The following is a 15,286-nucleotide window of genomic DNA, read 5'->3' as shown; positions in this document are numbered from 1 at the left end:
TAATAAATCTCACGTTAATGATGAGTTATGTGCAAGAACAAAAGGATCTGAACTATGAGCTCTTTAAGACAAAAATGGATAAGTGACCCAGCGTTTAAAATGTTTAAAAAGGTACTGCCACCACTTTCTAATACCGAGAAGGAAGCCATGGAGGCAGGAAGTGTTTGGTGGGATGGGGAGCTTTTCTCAGGCAAGCCGAACTTTGATACGTTACATCAATACCCTACACCAACATTAAGTGCTGAAGAACAGTCATTTATTGATAATGAGTTAGAGACGCTATTAGCAATGATTGATGATCATAAAATTGTCAAAGAAGATCGAGATTTACCCAAAGAAGTGTGGGACTTTTTACGTACCGAGCGCTTTTTCTCTCTTATTATTTCCAAAGAGTATGGTGGACGTGAGTTTTCTTCACTGGCTAACTCAACCATAGTCACTAAAATAGCAACGCGCAGTATCAGTACGGCCGTTAGTGTTATGGTGCCAAACTCGCTAGGACCTGGTGAACTATTAACGCACTATGGGACGGAAGAGCAGAAAAATTATTGGCTACCAAGGTTGGCTGATGGCACGGATATTCCTTGCTTTGCGCTAACAGGGCCAGAAGCGGGTTCAGATGCCGGTGGAATACCAGATCAAGGCACAGTCTGCTATGGCATGCATGATGGCGAGGAAGTGCTAGGTATTCGCCTTAGTTGGAATAAACGCTATATTACACTTGCCCCTGTTGCTACGGTGCTAGGGCTTGCATTTAAGCTTAATGACCCTGATGGCTTGCTTGGTGATACTAAAGAGTTAGGTATTACTTGTGCATTGATCCCTGCAGATCATCAAGGTGTAGAAATTGGTGAGCGCCATGACCCATTAGGGCTCGCTTTTATGAATGGTCCAACACGTGGGCAAGATGTATTCATTCCAATGGACTGGCTGATTGGTGGTTCTGAATATGCTGGGAAAGGCTGGCGTATGCTGGTTGAGTGTTTATCGGCAGGGCGTGGGATTTCATTGCCGGCATTAGGCACGGCAGTGGGGCACCTTACCGCTAAGACCACCAGTGCATACTCTTATGTACGTAAGCAATTTGGTATGTCGATAGGGCGTTTTGAAGGCGTTGCGGAAAGTCTTGGTCGTATTGGTGGACTGACTTACCTACTTGAAGCGAGTCGAACGTTAACAACAACGGCGCTCGATTTGAAAGAAAAGCCAGGCATAGTTACTGCGATCGCTAAATATCACATGACTGAAATAGCACGCACGTTAATGAATGACTCCATGGATATTCATTCAGGACGAGCTATTCAAAGTGGTCCTATGAATTACCTAGCTACCCCTTATCTTGGTATTCCGGTAGCCATTACCGTAGAAGGTGCCAATATTTTAACGCGTAACTTGATGATTTTTGGTCAAGGTGCCACACGTTGCCACCCATATGTTTTAAAAGAAATGACAGCTGCAGCTAACCCAGATGAAAAAGAAGGGGCAGAGCAGTTTGACCAGTTACTGTTTAAACATATAGCGCATGCGACTAAAAACAGCTTTGGTGCATTTGGCGCTGCACTCACAGGCTCACGTCTAATTAAGTCACCAGTGGATGGATCAACCAAGGTGTACTACCAAGAGATCACCAGAATGAGTCGTAGCTTAGCGGTCAGTGCTGATTTTGCTATGTTAACTTTAGGTGGTGATTTGAAGCGTAAAGAGATGATTTCAGCGCGCTTAGGTGATGGGTTGAGCTACCTTTATATGTCTTCAGCGGTATTGAAAAAATATCAAGATGAAGGACAGCAAGCAGAAGACTTAAATTATGTGCATTATGCTGTGCAGTACTGTTTACATAATGCGGCTAAATCATTAAAAGAGGCGTATACCAACTTCCCAAGTAAAGGAGTAGGTCGTATCTTAAATACGCTTATTTTCCCTGTAGGCAATCATTTTGCTAAACCGAGTGATGAGCTATCACTTAAAGTTGCAGCCAGCATGATGATACCAGGCGAGCATCGTAATCGACTCACAAACCTGTGTTATGTCGGTAAAGAAGACAATGACAGTGTTGGACTGATTGAGTCGGCGTTTATTGCAATGTACGGCATTAAAGATTTAGAGCGTAAAATGGTACAAGCGGTTAAGGATGGTAAAGTAGCACGTAAGGGTTCACTATCAATCAGGCTTGCAGAAGCACTGGCTGAGAATGTCCTAACACAAGCAGAAGTTGATCAAATTAAGGCAGCAGATGAGCTTCGTTATCGAGCGATTCAAGTTGACCACTTTAGTCATGATTTAACTGAAACACGAACTCACCAAGGTAGTAAAGCGAAACTTAACAGCGTCGCTTAGTGACTCGGATAAGATGAAAGGCACCTTTTATAGGTGTCTTTTTGTTTGTATTAAGCACAAAAATGCAGCGAGTGATCCAACCACTGCTATTTTAGTGTTATTTTTGCAGAAATTAGATGCGAATTCATAACGAACCTTTTATCCTAGTTGTGATTTTTAAAGGAATTTTAATATGATAATCAAACCTAGAATCCGTGGATTCATCTGTACTACTGCTCACCCTGCTGGTTGTGAAGCCAACGTAAAAGAACAAATTGCTTATACGAAAGCACAACCATCAATTACTTCTGCACCTAAACGTGTTTTAGTTATTGGCGCTTCAAGTGGCTATGGTCTTTCTTCTCGTATTGCAGCTGCTTTTGGTGGCGGTGCTGCAACGATCGGTGTCTTTTTTGAAAAAGCGGGTACTGATAAAAAACCGGGAACGGCTGGTTATTATAACTCAGCAGCATTTGAAAAATTAGCGGCAGAAGAAGGTCTATACGCTAAGAGCTTAAATGGTGATGCATTCTCAAATGAAGCAAAACAAAAGACGATTGATCTTATTAAGCAAGATCTTGGTCAAATCGATATGGTGGTGTACTCCCTTGCTTCACCTGTGCGTAAAATGCCAGAAACGGGTGAAGTGATTCGTTCATCATTAAAGCCTATTGGTGAGGTTTACACTTCAACAGCGGTTGATACGAATAAAGACCAGATTATTGAAGCAAGTGTCGATCCTGCTACAGAGCAAGAGATCCAAGATACCGTAACCGTTATGGGTGGCGAAGATTGGGAATTATGGATGCATGCACTCAATGATGCGGGCGTATTGTCTGATGGCTGTAAGACCGTTGCTTATAGCTACATTGGTACTGAGCTTACTTGGCCTATCTATTGGGATGGCGCATTAGGTAAAGCTAAAATGGATCTAGATCGTGCTGCTGGTGCATTAACAGAATTGTTAACACCGCTTTCAGGTACGGCAAATGTAGCTGTGCTTAAATCGGTTGTGACTCAAGCAAGTTCTGCTATTCCAGTTATGCCTCTTTACATTGCGATGGTATTTAAAAAGATGCGCGAAGAAGGTATCCATGAAGGCTGTATGGAACAAATCTATCGCATGTTTAGCCAACGTCTTTATAAAGAAGATCAAAGCGCAGCAGAGACCGATAGCGAAAATCGTTTACGTTTAGATGATCTAGAATTGCGTGATGATATCCAAGATCACTGCCGTCAACTATGGCCACAGATCACCAGCGAAAATTTGAAAGAATTAACCGATTACGTTGAGTATAAAGAAGAGTTCTTGAAGTTATTTGGCTTTGGTGTTGATGGCGTTGATTATGATGCTGATGTTGCAACAGCATTAGATTTTGATGTTATCGATATTTAGATAATAGTCATGTTATTAAGTATAAAAATGCGCTCTTAGTGAGCGCATTTTTTATGTTTATAATTATTCAACTAAAGAGTGCTAACTGAGAATAATCAGAATCGTACCTGCTAGTGTCATTAATATATTGGCTATCGCATAAGTGCCCGCATAGCCTAAAGCTGGTATTGTTGATTTGGCATACTCGTTAACGACGTCCATAGCCGGGGCACAGGTACGAGCGCCAACAAGTGCACCCAGTAATAACGCTTGGTTCATTTTTAAGATATAAGCCCCCACGCAATAGGCAGCAATAACAGGCAATACACTAACGATAAGTGCGAGACCTAAGATTTGAGGACCAACTTGTGCTAAATGTTCGATAATTTTGCCACCAGCGCTTAATCCGATACCAACCATAAAGAACATCAAGCCTAGATCTTTGATCATATTTAACGCCCCTTGAGGCACATAACCAAACGTTGGGTGGTTAGCTCTTAAAAATCCAAGCGTAATCCCTGATAGTAATAGGCCAACCGCATTACCTAGGCTAAATGAAACTTGACCAAAGGTCATAGTGATCAAGCCAAAGACAACGCCGAGAATGAAGAAGCTACAAAAAGCCATCAAATCTGCCATTTGACTGTGAATTGAAATGAAACCAATTTTTTCAGCTAAACCAAGAACACGGCTCTTTTCACCACTAACTTGTAAAATATCCCCTTTAGCAAGCACGATATTTAAGTCCATTGGCATTTCGATTTGAGCTCGAACCACACGGTTCAAAAAACAGCCATATTCCGATAAGTTCAGATCAGATAGACGCTTACCTGCAATACTGTCACTTTTAACGACAATCTCTTCTTCAACGATGCGTAAATCAAGTAAGTTTCGGTCAAAAACTTCTTTACCATTACGAAAGCTCGGATCTAGTCGGGCATGGCTATCAGGAAAGCCAACCAATGCGATTTCATCACCTTCTTGCAAAATAGCATCACCGTCAGGGTGGGCAAGAATACTATTACGGCGAATACGTTCTATATAACAACCCGTTTGACGATAGATACCTAATTCACGTAGGTTTTTGCCATCAGTCCAATCAATCAGTTCTTGGCCAACACGATAGGCGCGAATAATAGGTAAATATACCTTACGTTGTGAACTACCTTCGAGTCCACGCTCTTGAGCAATTTGCTGAGCAGAATCATGTAAGTTCTGTTTTTGTAATCGAGGTAGTAAACGTACGAAAAAGATCATACTAATTAAGCCAATTAAATACGTCATGGCATAACCGACAGAAAGATTTTCAATAATAAGGCTTAAATCAGCATTTCTTGGCAGGGTAGCTAACCCAGAAGTTAAGGCATCCTGTGCACCAACTAAAACGGGCGTTGCTGTGAGCGCACCAGCCATCATGCCAGCGGCTAAACCAAAATCCAGTCCAAGGTAATGGCTAGAGAAATAGGTCAAGGCAACGGCAGTGGTGAGTACTACTAAGCTTAGGATCAGGTAATGCTTACCATCTCTAAGGAAGATACCAAAAAAGTTAGGACCAGCTTCGATACCAACGCAGTAAATAAAGAGCATAAAGCCAATAGTTAAAGCATCAGCATTAAATGAAAAGCCAAGGTGCCCCATTATCAGTGCAGTAATAAGCACACCAATGGAGTTCCCAAGTTGTAAGCTGCCAAAGCGGATCTTACCAATGGCAAGGCCCATAGCTAAAACAACAAAGATAAGAAGGATAGGGTTTTGTTCTAAAAGTAAAACAACATCAATATTCACAGTTGAGCTCGATTAAGCGTGTGGTTAGGTAAAACAGACAGGTGGTGAGATTGTAACGTAAACAAGTCAAAAGATAAGTGAAGTTTATTTATTTTTACCATTAATTGACCTAATGCCAAAAAGCCTGCGTTTATATCGCAGGCTTGATGTAGAAATTGATTTAGATTACTCGTCAAATAAACCAAGGTGCTCTTTTGCGTATGCTTCAAACTCAGTGCAGCCACCGATATGGTCTTGATCAATGAAAATTTGTGGAACCGTTTCAACTGGCTTACCAACAGTCTTTTCAAGATCGGCTTTGCTGATACCTTCAGCATGGATATCAACATAACGGTAGTTAAAGTCATCACGTTTTGCTTTTAAAGTCTCAGCATGCTCTTTAGCACGGACACAAAATGGACAAGCAGGGCGACCAAAAATAACAACAAACATAACTTTCTCCTTAATTTTCTTTGTAGTCACTATGCACTAACCTGAAGAGGAAATAAAGTGGGTTTTTTGCGTTAAGTTGATAGTAAAAAGCGATGATAAGTGCGTGTATTAAAATCAATATAAGAAATATGGATAGGTCAGTGTGATTTAGGGCTAAATTATAAATAATGAACTGATTCAATGCTTAAAAATTGGTCTACATCAAATTTTTTAATACCGATTGAGTGCATTCTGAACAGCAGAGCTCTAACAATAAAAGGCAACAGGTTAAAGATACCGCCTATAATTGAAGTGCGGATAAAAAGTGATTAAGCACAGAGTGAATGATTTAAATTTAGAAAAAATAAGGATATATCATGTTTCAATTTATGACTTCAACCAGGATAATTTTTGGTGAAGGAGCATTGATAGACTCACTTTCAGTATTAAATCAATTTGGTTATAGCGTTTTGCTCGTCACCGGCAAAGATCAGCAGCGCGCCGCTCCTATCATTCAATATCTCAAGCAACAATCAATGCGCTATCAGCATATCGCTATCTCAGGCGAACCTAACATTACTATGATTGAGGAAAGCGCGATTACAGGGCGACATTTTCAGCCTGATATGGTGGTTTCAATTGGTGGTGGTAGTGTCATTGATATGGGTAAGGCACTCGCTGCTATTATTCCTAACCAAGGCAATGTTTATGACTACGTCGAAGTTGTTGGGCGCAACGTGCCGCTGAAAACAAAGCCTATCCCTTTTATTGCCATCCCAACCACGGCCAGTACCGGCTCTGAAGTCACTAAAAATGCAGTTTTAAAATCGGGTCAAGATAAAGTAAAAGTGAGCTTACGCAGTCCTGAAATGCTCGCTGATGTAGCTATTGTCGACCCAACCTTAACGTATGGAACCGATCAAATGACATCAGGTCGTGGTGCTATGGACGCCTTTACCCACTTGATGGAGGCCTATGTCTGTGGCGAACCAAACCCGTTAACTGATATGGTCTGTGAAGAGGGGCTGCGCCGTTTGAGCCAGTCTATCATTGCCGCTTGTAAATATGACGATCATAAAGCGCGTCGAGATCTCTCGTTCGCTGCTATGCTCGGTGGAATGGCGATTACCAATGCTAAATTAGGTGCTGCGCATGGTCTAGCGTCTGCTTTAGGCGGTAAGTTAGATGCGCCGCATAGCATTATTAGTGGACGTTTAGCGCCTTATGTGATGCAGGAAAACATCAAGGCAGCGAAAAAAGCAGGGCGCAGAGATGTATTAAATCGATATAAGCGTATTGCCCAGATCGTGACAGGAAGAACAAATGCAGGTCGCCAAGATTCGGTGTTATGGGTACAGATGGTATTAGACAAACTAGAACTACCGACCTTATCTCACTTTGGTTTATGTAATACCTCGTTTGAGCAGGTGGCCCAAGATGCCTTAAAGTCGACTGCAATTAAGGGTAACCCTTTACCACTCAATGAGGAGCGGTTGGTTTATATTTTATCTCAAGTTTGTAGTTGTCACTTAGAAACAGAGGCATCAAATACAGAAACAGTGAATGGTGCATTTGTCATGAAGTTAGACTCAGAGCAAGAGAGTGAGCAGCCTTCTTAAATATGTGCATAGACTTAACCGTGTATAAAAAACAAAAGCCCTTCACACTAACCTAAGGTCGTTGATGGAGGGCTTTTATTGAATAAGACGTTTTTAAAGTCAATCGATCAATTATAGCTGAGGCAATTTATCGTAACGAGAGCCTTTTAGAGACTCTTTTACACGCTTCAAATTATCGCGGAAGCGTGAACCTCTACGTAGCGTAAAGCCTGTCGCTAAAACATCAATCACTGTCATTTGCACGACACGACTCGCCATTGGCATATACATATCTGTATCTTCAGGTACATCTAAAGAAATCGATAGTGAGCTCGCTTTATCTAATGGAGAGTCTTTTGCAGTAATAGAAATGACCGTTGCACCATTTTCACGCGCTAAATTAGCAACTTCTACTTGGCTTTTGGTGCGTCCTGTATGTGAAATCAGGACGATAACATCGTTATCACTACAATTAATACAACTCATACGTTGCATGACGATATCTTCAAAACAAGTGATTGGGATATTAAAACGAATAAACTTATTTTGTGCATCTTTGGCGACAGCGGATGATGCGCCTAAACCAAAGAAAGAAATGCGTTTAGCTTGAGTTAACAGATCAACAGCACGGTTAATTTGCATGGAGTCGATGCTATTTTTTGCGACATCAAGGCAAGCCATTGTTGACTCGAAAATTTTGTGGGTGTAAGCGTCAGGACCGTCTTCTTCTTCAACATTACGGTTTACATAAGGTGTACCGTTAGCCAAGCTTTGTGCAAGATGAAGTTTAAAATCTGGGAAGCCTTTTGTGTCTAGACGACGACAAAAGCGATTGACGGTTGGCTCACTCACATCAGCCATCTTAGCTAGAGTAGCAATGCTCGAGTGAATAGCTGTTTGAGGGGAGGCCATGATAACCTCTGCAACCTTACGCTCAGATTTACTAAAGTTTTCTAGATTTTTCTGTATTTTTTCTAATGTATTCATAGTTTTCACTGGAGTATAGAGAACAACAGTCTGATTGGGGAAAAACGTGTCAAATCAGTAGTTGTGCACAAAATAATCAGATCTCTAAATCAGAGACTCTTAAGGCAAGGTCAAATCAACGCCATATAAAGAGTATAAACCTATAGGGCTAACTGCGTAATAAAAGTAACGAATATTTTAGTAATAATTTGACGCTCATCAAACAAAAAAATTGCAAAAATACAAAATTATTTGATGAACGATAAATTTTTAAACGAAAAATCGATATTGATGATTTAAAACTACACAGTTAAGAAATTAAATTTCATCAGCCATGTAGTTTTATCTACAATTGCTCAACATTAATAGCACAAGCTTATAAATACTTAGCAAGAATTGCTTGGCTTAATAACTCAATATCATCAAGTAGGTTTGGTGCCATTTTAGCAATGTCACGTTGCTCATCTAAAATACCATTTAAGATATCATTAGTGGTGAGAGGGTTAGCGAGCACTACTCGAAATACAATGGTATTTAATCCATTCAAATATTGTGGGTTTAAACGAGTTCTAGAAACGAAGGATTTACCAGTTTCACGCTGCTTTTTCTGAATAAATTGAGTAAGAGTGTTCAATTTATCATTGAGTAATAATCGCTCGTCATTGTTTGCTAATCGGAGAGCCTTATGCACATTATGAGGGATATAGCGATAGGTTAATAAGCAAAGCTCTGGTTTTGAAATGAGTTCAAAGTCATCTTGTTGATCAATAACATCAGCAAAGTAACGAGCTTTCTTAATGCTTTGGTCAATAAGTAACTCATAACCTGGACGACTAATGATATGCATACTGGCATAGACAAGCATCGCCATACCCGAACGAGAACCTTCTAGTGTATGACTACCAAGATCTTTAGAGCCTTTACGCAGGATATATTGAGCGTGGTGCTCTATTGCTTTCATTGCATCAGGATCTTTAAATAACACCATCCCAGCGCCCATAGGGATGTAAAGTTGCTTATGAGCATCAATAGTGACGGAATCGGCTAACTCAATGCCATCGAGCAAATGTCGATGGTTATTCGACATTAAAGTCGCGCCTCCCCATGCGGCATCAACATGGAAGTGACAACCGTATTTCTTGCAGATAGTTGCAATGGCTTTTAAAGGGTCAATATTCCCAGTCTCAGTCGTGCCCGCAACGCCAATCACAGCGAATGGTTTAATGCTCTTCTCTTCTAGTTGCTGAATTTTCAGCTCTAGATCTTGTGGGCAAATGCGGTTGAAATGATCCGTTTTTACCGAAATGAGGCTTTGTTGACCGATGCCAAGTAAATCAGCGGCTTTCTTTAACGAGTAGTGTCCGCGTTCTGAAACTAATATGGCTAAACCATCATAATGGTAGTGTTTCATTGCAGAAAACAATCCCGCTTTTTCAACACCAGCAAAATCTTGATCGGCTTTGAGGGCATTATTACGAGCAACCCAAAGAGCGGTAATATTCGCAATTGTGCCACCAGAACAAAAAGCGCCTAATGAATGATTAGCACTGTGCATCCAGTGGTGATAAAACTCATCGCTTTGTTGATAAATCAATCGGTGTAGCATACCGAGAACTTGACGCTCTAACGGTGTAAATGCTTTGGACGTTTCGATTTTTACTAAGTTTTGATTTAAAGCAATCATGATCTTAGATAGCGGCATTAAAAAATAAGGCAGCGCTGATGTCATGTGGCCAATAAAGCTTGGTGCGGATGTATGAACAGAGTGAGCGACTAGAGAGCTCAGAAGGTGCTCTGTATGCTCAGAAACAAATTCAGCGTGTTCTGGAATATGCGCATTAGAGAAGTCTTTTTCAATCTCTTTTAAAGGCTTTTCTTCTGCGACAATGTGCTCTCGTAAGAACTCATTAAGGTTTTGCGAGAGTTTATTTTCAATTTGAGTGAGTGTTGAATCTGGCCCTTCGGGCACAGTAAAAATTCGAAGTAGGTTTTCGAAATTTACATCTGCAGTTTTCTGTTCTGTTACCATGACAGCGTTCTATTTGATCTATTATTTTGCGCGAGCGGAATAATCTAAACGAAAACGGAACTAATGTCCCGTCTTTATTATGTAAACCTAATTTTCCGCACCTAAAAAGCCTCGCTTATAAGCAAGAGATTGCTGCAATATTTGCGATAGCAAGGTTATATTTTTGTAGAGCCTCATCGATCTGTTTTGGATGACTAAGCAACTCTGCAAATGCGGAGCGTAATTGATAGTTTTGCTGGTGAGGGGTAGCTTGACGATCAGTAAAAGTCACCAATGCCAATTGGCCTAATTTGTCTTGTCGAGCCGATAAGCTCTTGATGTCTTGCTGCTCTAACTGTAACCAAGCCTCAACCGATTGCTCGGTAGCGACTTTAGCCGGTTCATTTTCAAGATAATAATGTACTGCTGCACGATTTAACTCAAAATGGTTATTTCTACCAACTAGAAACCACTCACCGACGTCTTGCAAGTCAGGGTATTGTTCTGTGGTCAGTGCAATGAGATCTTGGTACCAAGTTAATGAGGCATCAATATATGCGTCATATTTACCGTTTAAGCACTGTGTATCTTCTGCAAGAGTTAAGGTTGACGTCGTCGCTAATACTAAGCCAATAAAAAAACGCTTCATATTGAATCCTTTCATTATTCTCATTCGATAACAAGTAAGTCACTTGTGTATCTATTGTAAGATAAATGTTTCATTTGTCACGTAAGCTAAGTTGCTAATGAGATAAAAAACAGCATCATAACTGGGACTAATAGGCTAAGGATGAAGCCACTGACAATCGCAATAGGGACACATTTAACCCCGCCTGTTGTTTGTATTACAGGAAGAGTGAAATCCATTGCTGTTGCGCCAGCATATCCAATAGAAGTGCAAGGTCGAGAGTGAATAAGCAAAGGGATCATAATAAGAGCGACTAATTCTCTTGAAAGCTCAATAAGGAAAGATGCGCCACCAAAAACAGGCCCGAACGCATCACCCATTAAGATACCTGATAAAGAGTACCAGCCAAACCCAGATGCCATGGCGAGCGCTTGGAAAAGAGGAATATTAAGAATTAAGGCAGCAATACAACCACCTATCAATGAGCTTATTATCACCACTAGAGAGATAATAAGACCATGTTTATTGAGTAAAATTTGACGTAGTGTAAGTCCACTATTTCTTAATTGAATACCAATAAAAAAGAGCAGAAGAAATAGAATCCATTCACTTGCGCTATCAACCCAAGCCAAAGATATAGGTAAAATTAATCCCGCGGCTAGACCGCCACCAACGACAAAAACTAACTTTAATGACTCAAATGCCATGCTAGATAGGGGAAGCTTAGTTTGGTTTTCAGTCGTTTTTAGTGGGAGGATTTTATCTATGATGGGCAGCGTCATTAAATTACATACACTTAGACAGGTAAAGAAGGTAAAGGTATACAATAAAATAGTTTGTAAGTTAGCGCTTAAATTATCTAGAGCAGCGAGGCTTAATCCCATCAAGGATAAAATGACATAAATTAGATACGATGTGGCTTGGTTAATTCTTGTTAATACTCGCTTATTATTAATTGAGAATAGGTAGCCAGCAACAAGTGGAGCAAAAATAAAAATCATCCCTGAAAACATAATATATTCGATATTCCTTAGTAAGTTACAAGCCTATAGGCCGCTCACTTTGATAATATCATTAATTTGAGTATTAAACTCCATATCACTTAAGTTGGTTAAGGAATATAAAACTTCGGCACCTGTCACATTGATTTCGACTTCATGATCATCAATACCATCATCGTTATTACGGAACATCAGTAGGTGATTGGCAATGCGTGCAATATCAAGATAAGACACTTCTGGTCGAGACTCAGCTAATAATTCATTAGTGGCAACTTCAATATAATCTTGATCAAAACCCCATTGCTTCAATACTAACTGGCTACTGCTTGAACAACGAGAGTGGAAGATTTGTAAGGCGATAGCAGGGTCAAGGTAATTGCCGTTGTCTAAGTAGTTATGATACTCACTCACCAAGCAAAATAGACCAATATCAGCAAGCAGGCCGACCAACAGTGCCTTTTCTTGTTCTAAATGTCTGTATTCCTTTGGCTCAAGTCGCTTAAACTCATTGGTCACTAATACCATTGTTGCACCTAACTGACGCGAAATAGCAGCACTTTTTACTAAAATAGCACGACATTCATCACTTAGTGTGGTGGCATTTTTTAATTGGTCGATAGATTGTGCAGTCACAATGTCACGAACTCTAAAAATCCCTAGGCGAGAAACCGCAGTATTAATATCGTGGAAAGTAATATTACGGCGATTAAAAATAACGGAGTTGGCAATACGTATAACAACAGCCGCTAAACTCGGATCTTGAATTAAGCATTCAGCGATATCATTAACAGAACTGTCTTCATCAGCACATAGTTGTTGGATTTTAACAACAGCTTCAGGAATGGGAGGTAGTGATATTTTGCCAGCTTGAATCGATTGTATAACCAGTGTTGAGAATTCAGCCTCTAAACTTTTAATGAGTAGGTTTTTACTGCTAGGTAACCAAAAAAGAGATAAATGTTCTGTCATGTTGTAAAGGTCTAAAGGGCGGTATTGAGCAGTTTACCTTTAGGAGGATGCTAACCGCAACTTATCTAAGTAGAAAATAGCAACTGATGTGACATTTTTTTGGCTTAGGATACACTTCGTCAAAATTTTACGATCTTATTTAGCCTTCAATGATCTAAATCAACGTTTTATTTAATTCTAACTCTTGAAAGTGTGATCTTCGTTCCAAGGTGGTGATGGTTTTTTGTTCACTAGTGTTGTTATAATCTGGTTGCAAATTTGTTGCAAGTGGAAGTATTTAGGAAGATAAGCTTATACGAAGAGGGATGTGAAAGAAATAATGGAAGATTTATATCAGTACCTTATGACATTAGGTTATTTTAAAACTCGGAAGAAGTTTGGTGAGTATACGTTATATGTTAATCAATCAGCTTTAATACGGATTGTAAAAAATGATATCTATTTAAAGTCCGAAGGACAGCTTGCAGGGACGTTACTTGATCACAACTGTTGTCAATATCGAAGGGATATGCCGAAAAATAGGTTTTTGCTCTATCCATATTACAATATCACTCGGTTATTCAATTCTCAACGCGAGTTTTGTGAGCAGCTGATAAAAGAAGCCGTTGATGAGTTAGACGTTCAAAAAGAGTCAGATAGACCTGCAGCTAATGGGGATTTTAAGCAGTTACCCAATATTGATAATCGCCATGTTCGCTTGTTAAAAAACATAGGGATTGATTCCGTGTCTAAGCTTAGAGAGGAGGGCGCAGTTCGATCGTTTATGCAGATTCGACGAAGTGTGGGTCCTAGAATTGGCGTTGCTTTATTGTGGCAATTAGCTGGCGCTGTTGAAGGTAAGCACTGGAGTCTTATTTCTCAGGAAGATAGAGAGCAATTATTAGTTAAATGTAAATTGACAAACTATGAAAAGTCTATGTTTCACTAATAAAAACACCGAGTATTTTGTGATACTCGGTGTGACAAAAAGCTGAAAAGTTGTTTAAAATTTAAAACGTGCTGTCAGCATTAATTGTTCATTGTAAGTGTCATTAATGCGAGCTTCTGCACCAATTGAAAATAGCTCAGTAGAGTGGAAGCGAGCATAAACAGAACCAATCCAGTCATCGCTGTTATCAATGGATACATAACCCGCTTTACCACCAATTTCAAGTTGTGGACCTAACCACTGGCGAACACCTAAATTAAGCTCCATACCAAGATCGGTACTGCTGCTTTTTTCTGGCTGTACAATGCGCATTAGCATCTCACCGGTGAAATCAGCCCAGTTATTAATCGGAGCATGAAAACCTAGCCCTGTAGCAACATCAAAGTCACTCTCAAATTCAGAATCAACACGGGCAATAAAGTGAGCATTAGGGTGAATAGATTTACTCAATGCTGCACCCATAGTCATTGGACCTGCGCCAATGCGAGCTTCAAAAAAATCGTAATTGAAGTTACTCATAATTGCTTGGTTTTGCTCATTAGGAGCTGCAAACGATGAGGTAGAGGCTAATAATAAACCAACAGTAATAAGTGCTTTACGCATAATAACGACAAACCTATGTTCAAAAAAATTGTTGGGAGAGTAATCCAAGGTATCTCTCCCATTAACAGATAGTATATCTTAATTCATTCAATGGCATAATCACCATCAAAAGTTGCCTCTCATTTACATTCTGTACCGAAAAAAGAGAGCTAAGCTTCCTTTTTGGCATTGCTTGTTGAATTAATCACTAAAGTTAGTACGGTTTTTAGCTGCCGCATTTAAGATAGCTTCACTATCAAGTATCGATACCCAAGATAGCAATTGTGAGTCATGAGAAATAACATATTGGCTTAATTGAGCTGTGATTATATTGCACAGTGCCTCACCATCCCAAGGTTTTGATAGATAAAAATCTAGGCTCGCATGGTTAACTGCCTCAACCGTTTCCTCTAAGCCCGCTTGACCTGTTAGTAAGACTTTCCGTGTATCTTGTGTAGCAGTTGATTCACTGAGCTCAATTAAAAAGTCAATTCCAGTTTCTCCTGGCATGATGTGATCACATAAGATAAGCGCAAGCTCTATTCCATCCTCTGCGCACTCAGCAATGATACTTTTGGCTTCATGAACCGATTGAGCGCCTTCCAAAATGAAGTGTGATTCAAACCTAGCGAGATCATGGAGGACACAATCGAGAATTTCACGTTCATCATCGACGCATAAGATAAGGTATTTATTCATCGTTTATTTCTCCATAAAAA

At 40.0% G+C, this 15,286-nt stretch carries 13 protein-coding genes; 4 read left to right on the top strand and 9 right to left on the bottom strand.

Annotated elements, in window-relative coordinates; translation table 11 throughout:
• Positions 1 to 54: 54 nt before the first annotated feature.
• Together BCU68_RS01120 and fabV are read left to right on the top strand one after the other, a co-directional pair.
• Positions 55 to 2,337 (top strand): acyl-CoA dehydrogenase, encoded by a 2,283-nt coding sequence (locus BCU68_RS01120; protein WP_102562936.1) that lies wholly within the window; start codon positions 55 to 57, stop codon positions 2,335 to 2,337.
• A gap of 172 nt (positions 2,338 to 2,509) precedes the next feature.
• Positions 2,510 to 3,712: an enoyl-ACP reductase FabV gene (fabV, locus tag BCU68_RS01115; protein ID WP_102562935.1), complete on the top strand. Its 1,203-nt coding sequence runs from the start codon at positions 2,510 to 2,512 to the stop codon at positions 3,710 to 3,712.
• An 81-nt stretch (positions 3,713 to 3,793) separates the two neighbouring features.
• Here fabV and BCU68_RS01110 read toward each other — a convergent pair whose 3' ends face one another.
• Both BCU68_RS01110 and BCU68_RS01105 read right to left on the bottom strand, forming a co-directional pair.
• Positions 3,794 to 5,476, bottom strand: coding sequence for an aspartate:alanine antiporter (locus tag BCU68_RS01110; protein WP_102562934.1), 1,683 nt, complete (start codon positions 5,474 to 5,476; stop codon positions 3,794 to 3,796).
• Positions 5,477 to 5,641: 165 nt separating this feature from the next.
• Positions 5,642 to 5,908 carry a GrxA family glutaredoxin gene (locus tag BCU68_RS01105; protein WP_102562933.1) on the bottom strand — a complete coding sequence of 89 codons (267 nt, stop codon included), beginning with the start codon at positions 5,906 to 5,908 and terminating at the stop codon, positions 5,642 to 5,644.
• A 356-nt stretch (positions 5,909 to 6,264) separates the two neighbouring features.
• On the opposite strand from BCU68_RS01105, the gene BCU68_RS01100 reads away from it, so the two are divergent.
• A complete protein-coding gene (locus BCU68_RS01100; RefSeq protein WP_102562932.1) occupies positions 6,265 to 7,506 on the top strand; it encodes an iron-containing alcohol dehydrogenase in 1,242 nt (413 codons plus the stop codon).
• Positions 7,507 to 7,617: 111 nt separating this feature from the next.
• Here the strand turns inward: BCU68_RS01100 and BCU68_RS01095 are convergent, their stop codons facing one another.
• The 5 genes from BCU68_RS01095 to BCU68_RS01075 all read right to left on the bottom strand — a co-directional run bounded on the left by BCU68_RS01095 (position 7,618) and on the right by BCU68_RS01075 (position 13,057).
• Positions 7,618 to 8,472, bottom strand: coding sequence for a MurR/RpiR family transcriptional regulator (locus BCU68_RS01095; RefSeq protein ID WP_102562931.1), 855 nt, complete (start codon positions 8,470 to 8,472; stop codon positions 7,618 to 7,620).
• A 355-nt stretch (positions 8,473 to 8,827) separates the two neighbouring features.
• Positions 8,828 to 10,480, bottom strand: coding sequence for a pyridoxal-dependent aspartate 1-decarboxylase PanP (panP, locus tag BCU68_RS01090; protein ID WP_102562930.1), 1,653 nt, complete (start codon positions 10,478 to 10,480; stop codon positions 8,828 to 8,830).
• A 115-nt stretch (positions 10,481 to 10,595) separates the two neighbouring features.
• A complete protein-coding gene (locus BCU68_RS01085) occupies positions 10,596 to 11,108 on the bottom strand; it encodes a hypothetical protein (protein WP_102562929.1) in 513 nt (170 codons plus the stop codon).
• 86 nt (positions 11,109 to 11,194) lie between these two features.
• Positions 11,195 to 12,100, bottom strand: coding sequence for a lysine exporter LysO family protein (locus BCU68_RS01080; protein WP_102562928.1), 906 nt, complete (start codon positions 12,098 to 12,100; stop codon positions 11,195 to 11,197).
• A gap of 33 nt (positions 12,101 to 12,133) precedes the next feature.
• The gene (locus BCU68_RS01075; RefSeq protein WP_102562927.1) at positions 12,134 to 13,057 is read right to left on the bottom strand and encodes an HDOD domain-containing protein; all 924 of its coding nucleotides are present in this window, start codon (positions 13,055 to 13,057) and stop codon (positions 12,134 to 12,136) included.
• Positions 13,058 to 13,364: 307 nt separating this feature from the next.
• On the opposite strand from BCU68_RS01075, the gene BCU68_RS01070 reads away from it, so the two are divergent.
• On the top strand, positions 13,365 to 13,985 hold the full coding sequence (locus BCU68_RS01070) for a TfoX/Sxy family DNA transformation protein (protein WP_133126117.1): 621 nt from the start codon (positions 13,365 to 13,367) through the stop codon (positions 13,983 to 13,985).
• A gap of 54 nt (positions 13,986 to 14,039) precedes the next feature.
• Here the strand turns inward: BCU68_RS01070 and BCU68_RS01065 are convergent, their stop codons facing one another.
• Entirely contained in the window at positions 14,040 to 14,588 is a 549-nt protein-coding gene (locus BCU68_RS01065) for a hypothetical protein (protein WP_102562925.1), read from the bottom strand.
• A gap of 180 nt (positions 14,589 to 14,768) precedes the next feature.
• Positions 14,769 to 15,266 (bottom strand): response regulator, encoded by a 498-nt coding sequence (locus BCU68_RS01060; RefSeq protein ID WP_102562924.1) that lies wholly within the window; start codon positions 15,264 to 15,266, stop codon positions 14,769 to 14,771.
• Between the last annotated feature and the right edge of the window lie 20 nt (positions 15,267 to 15,286).

The sequence above is a fragment of the Vibrio sp. 10N.286.49.B3 genome (assembly GCF_002873395.1).
GTDB lineage: Bacteria > Pseudomonadota > Gammaproteobacteria > Enterobacterales > Vibrionaceae > Vibrio.
Note: the sequence above shows the minus strand (reverse complement) of the source record. Positions and strands in the feature narration are given on the sequence as shown.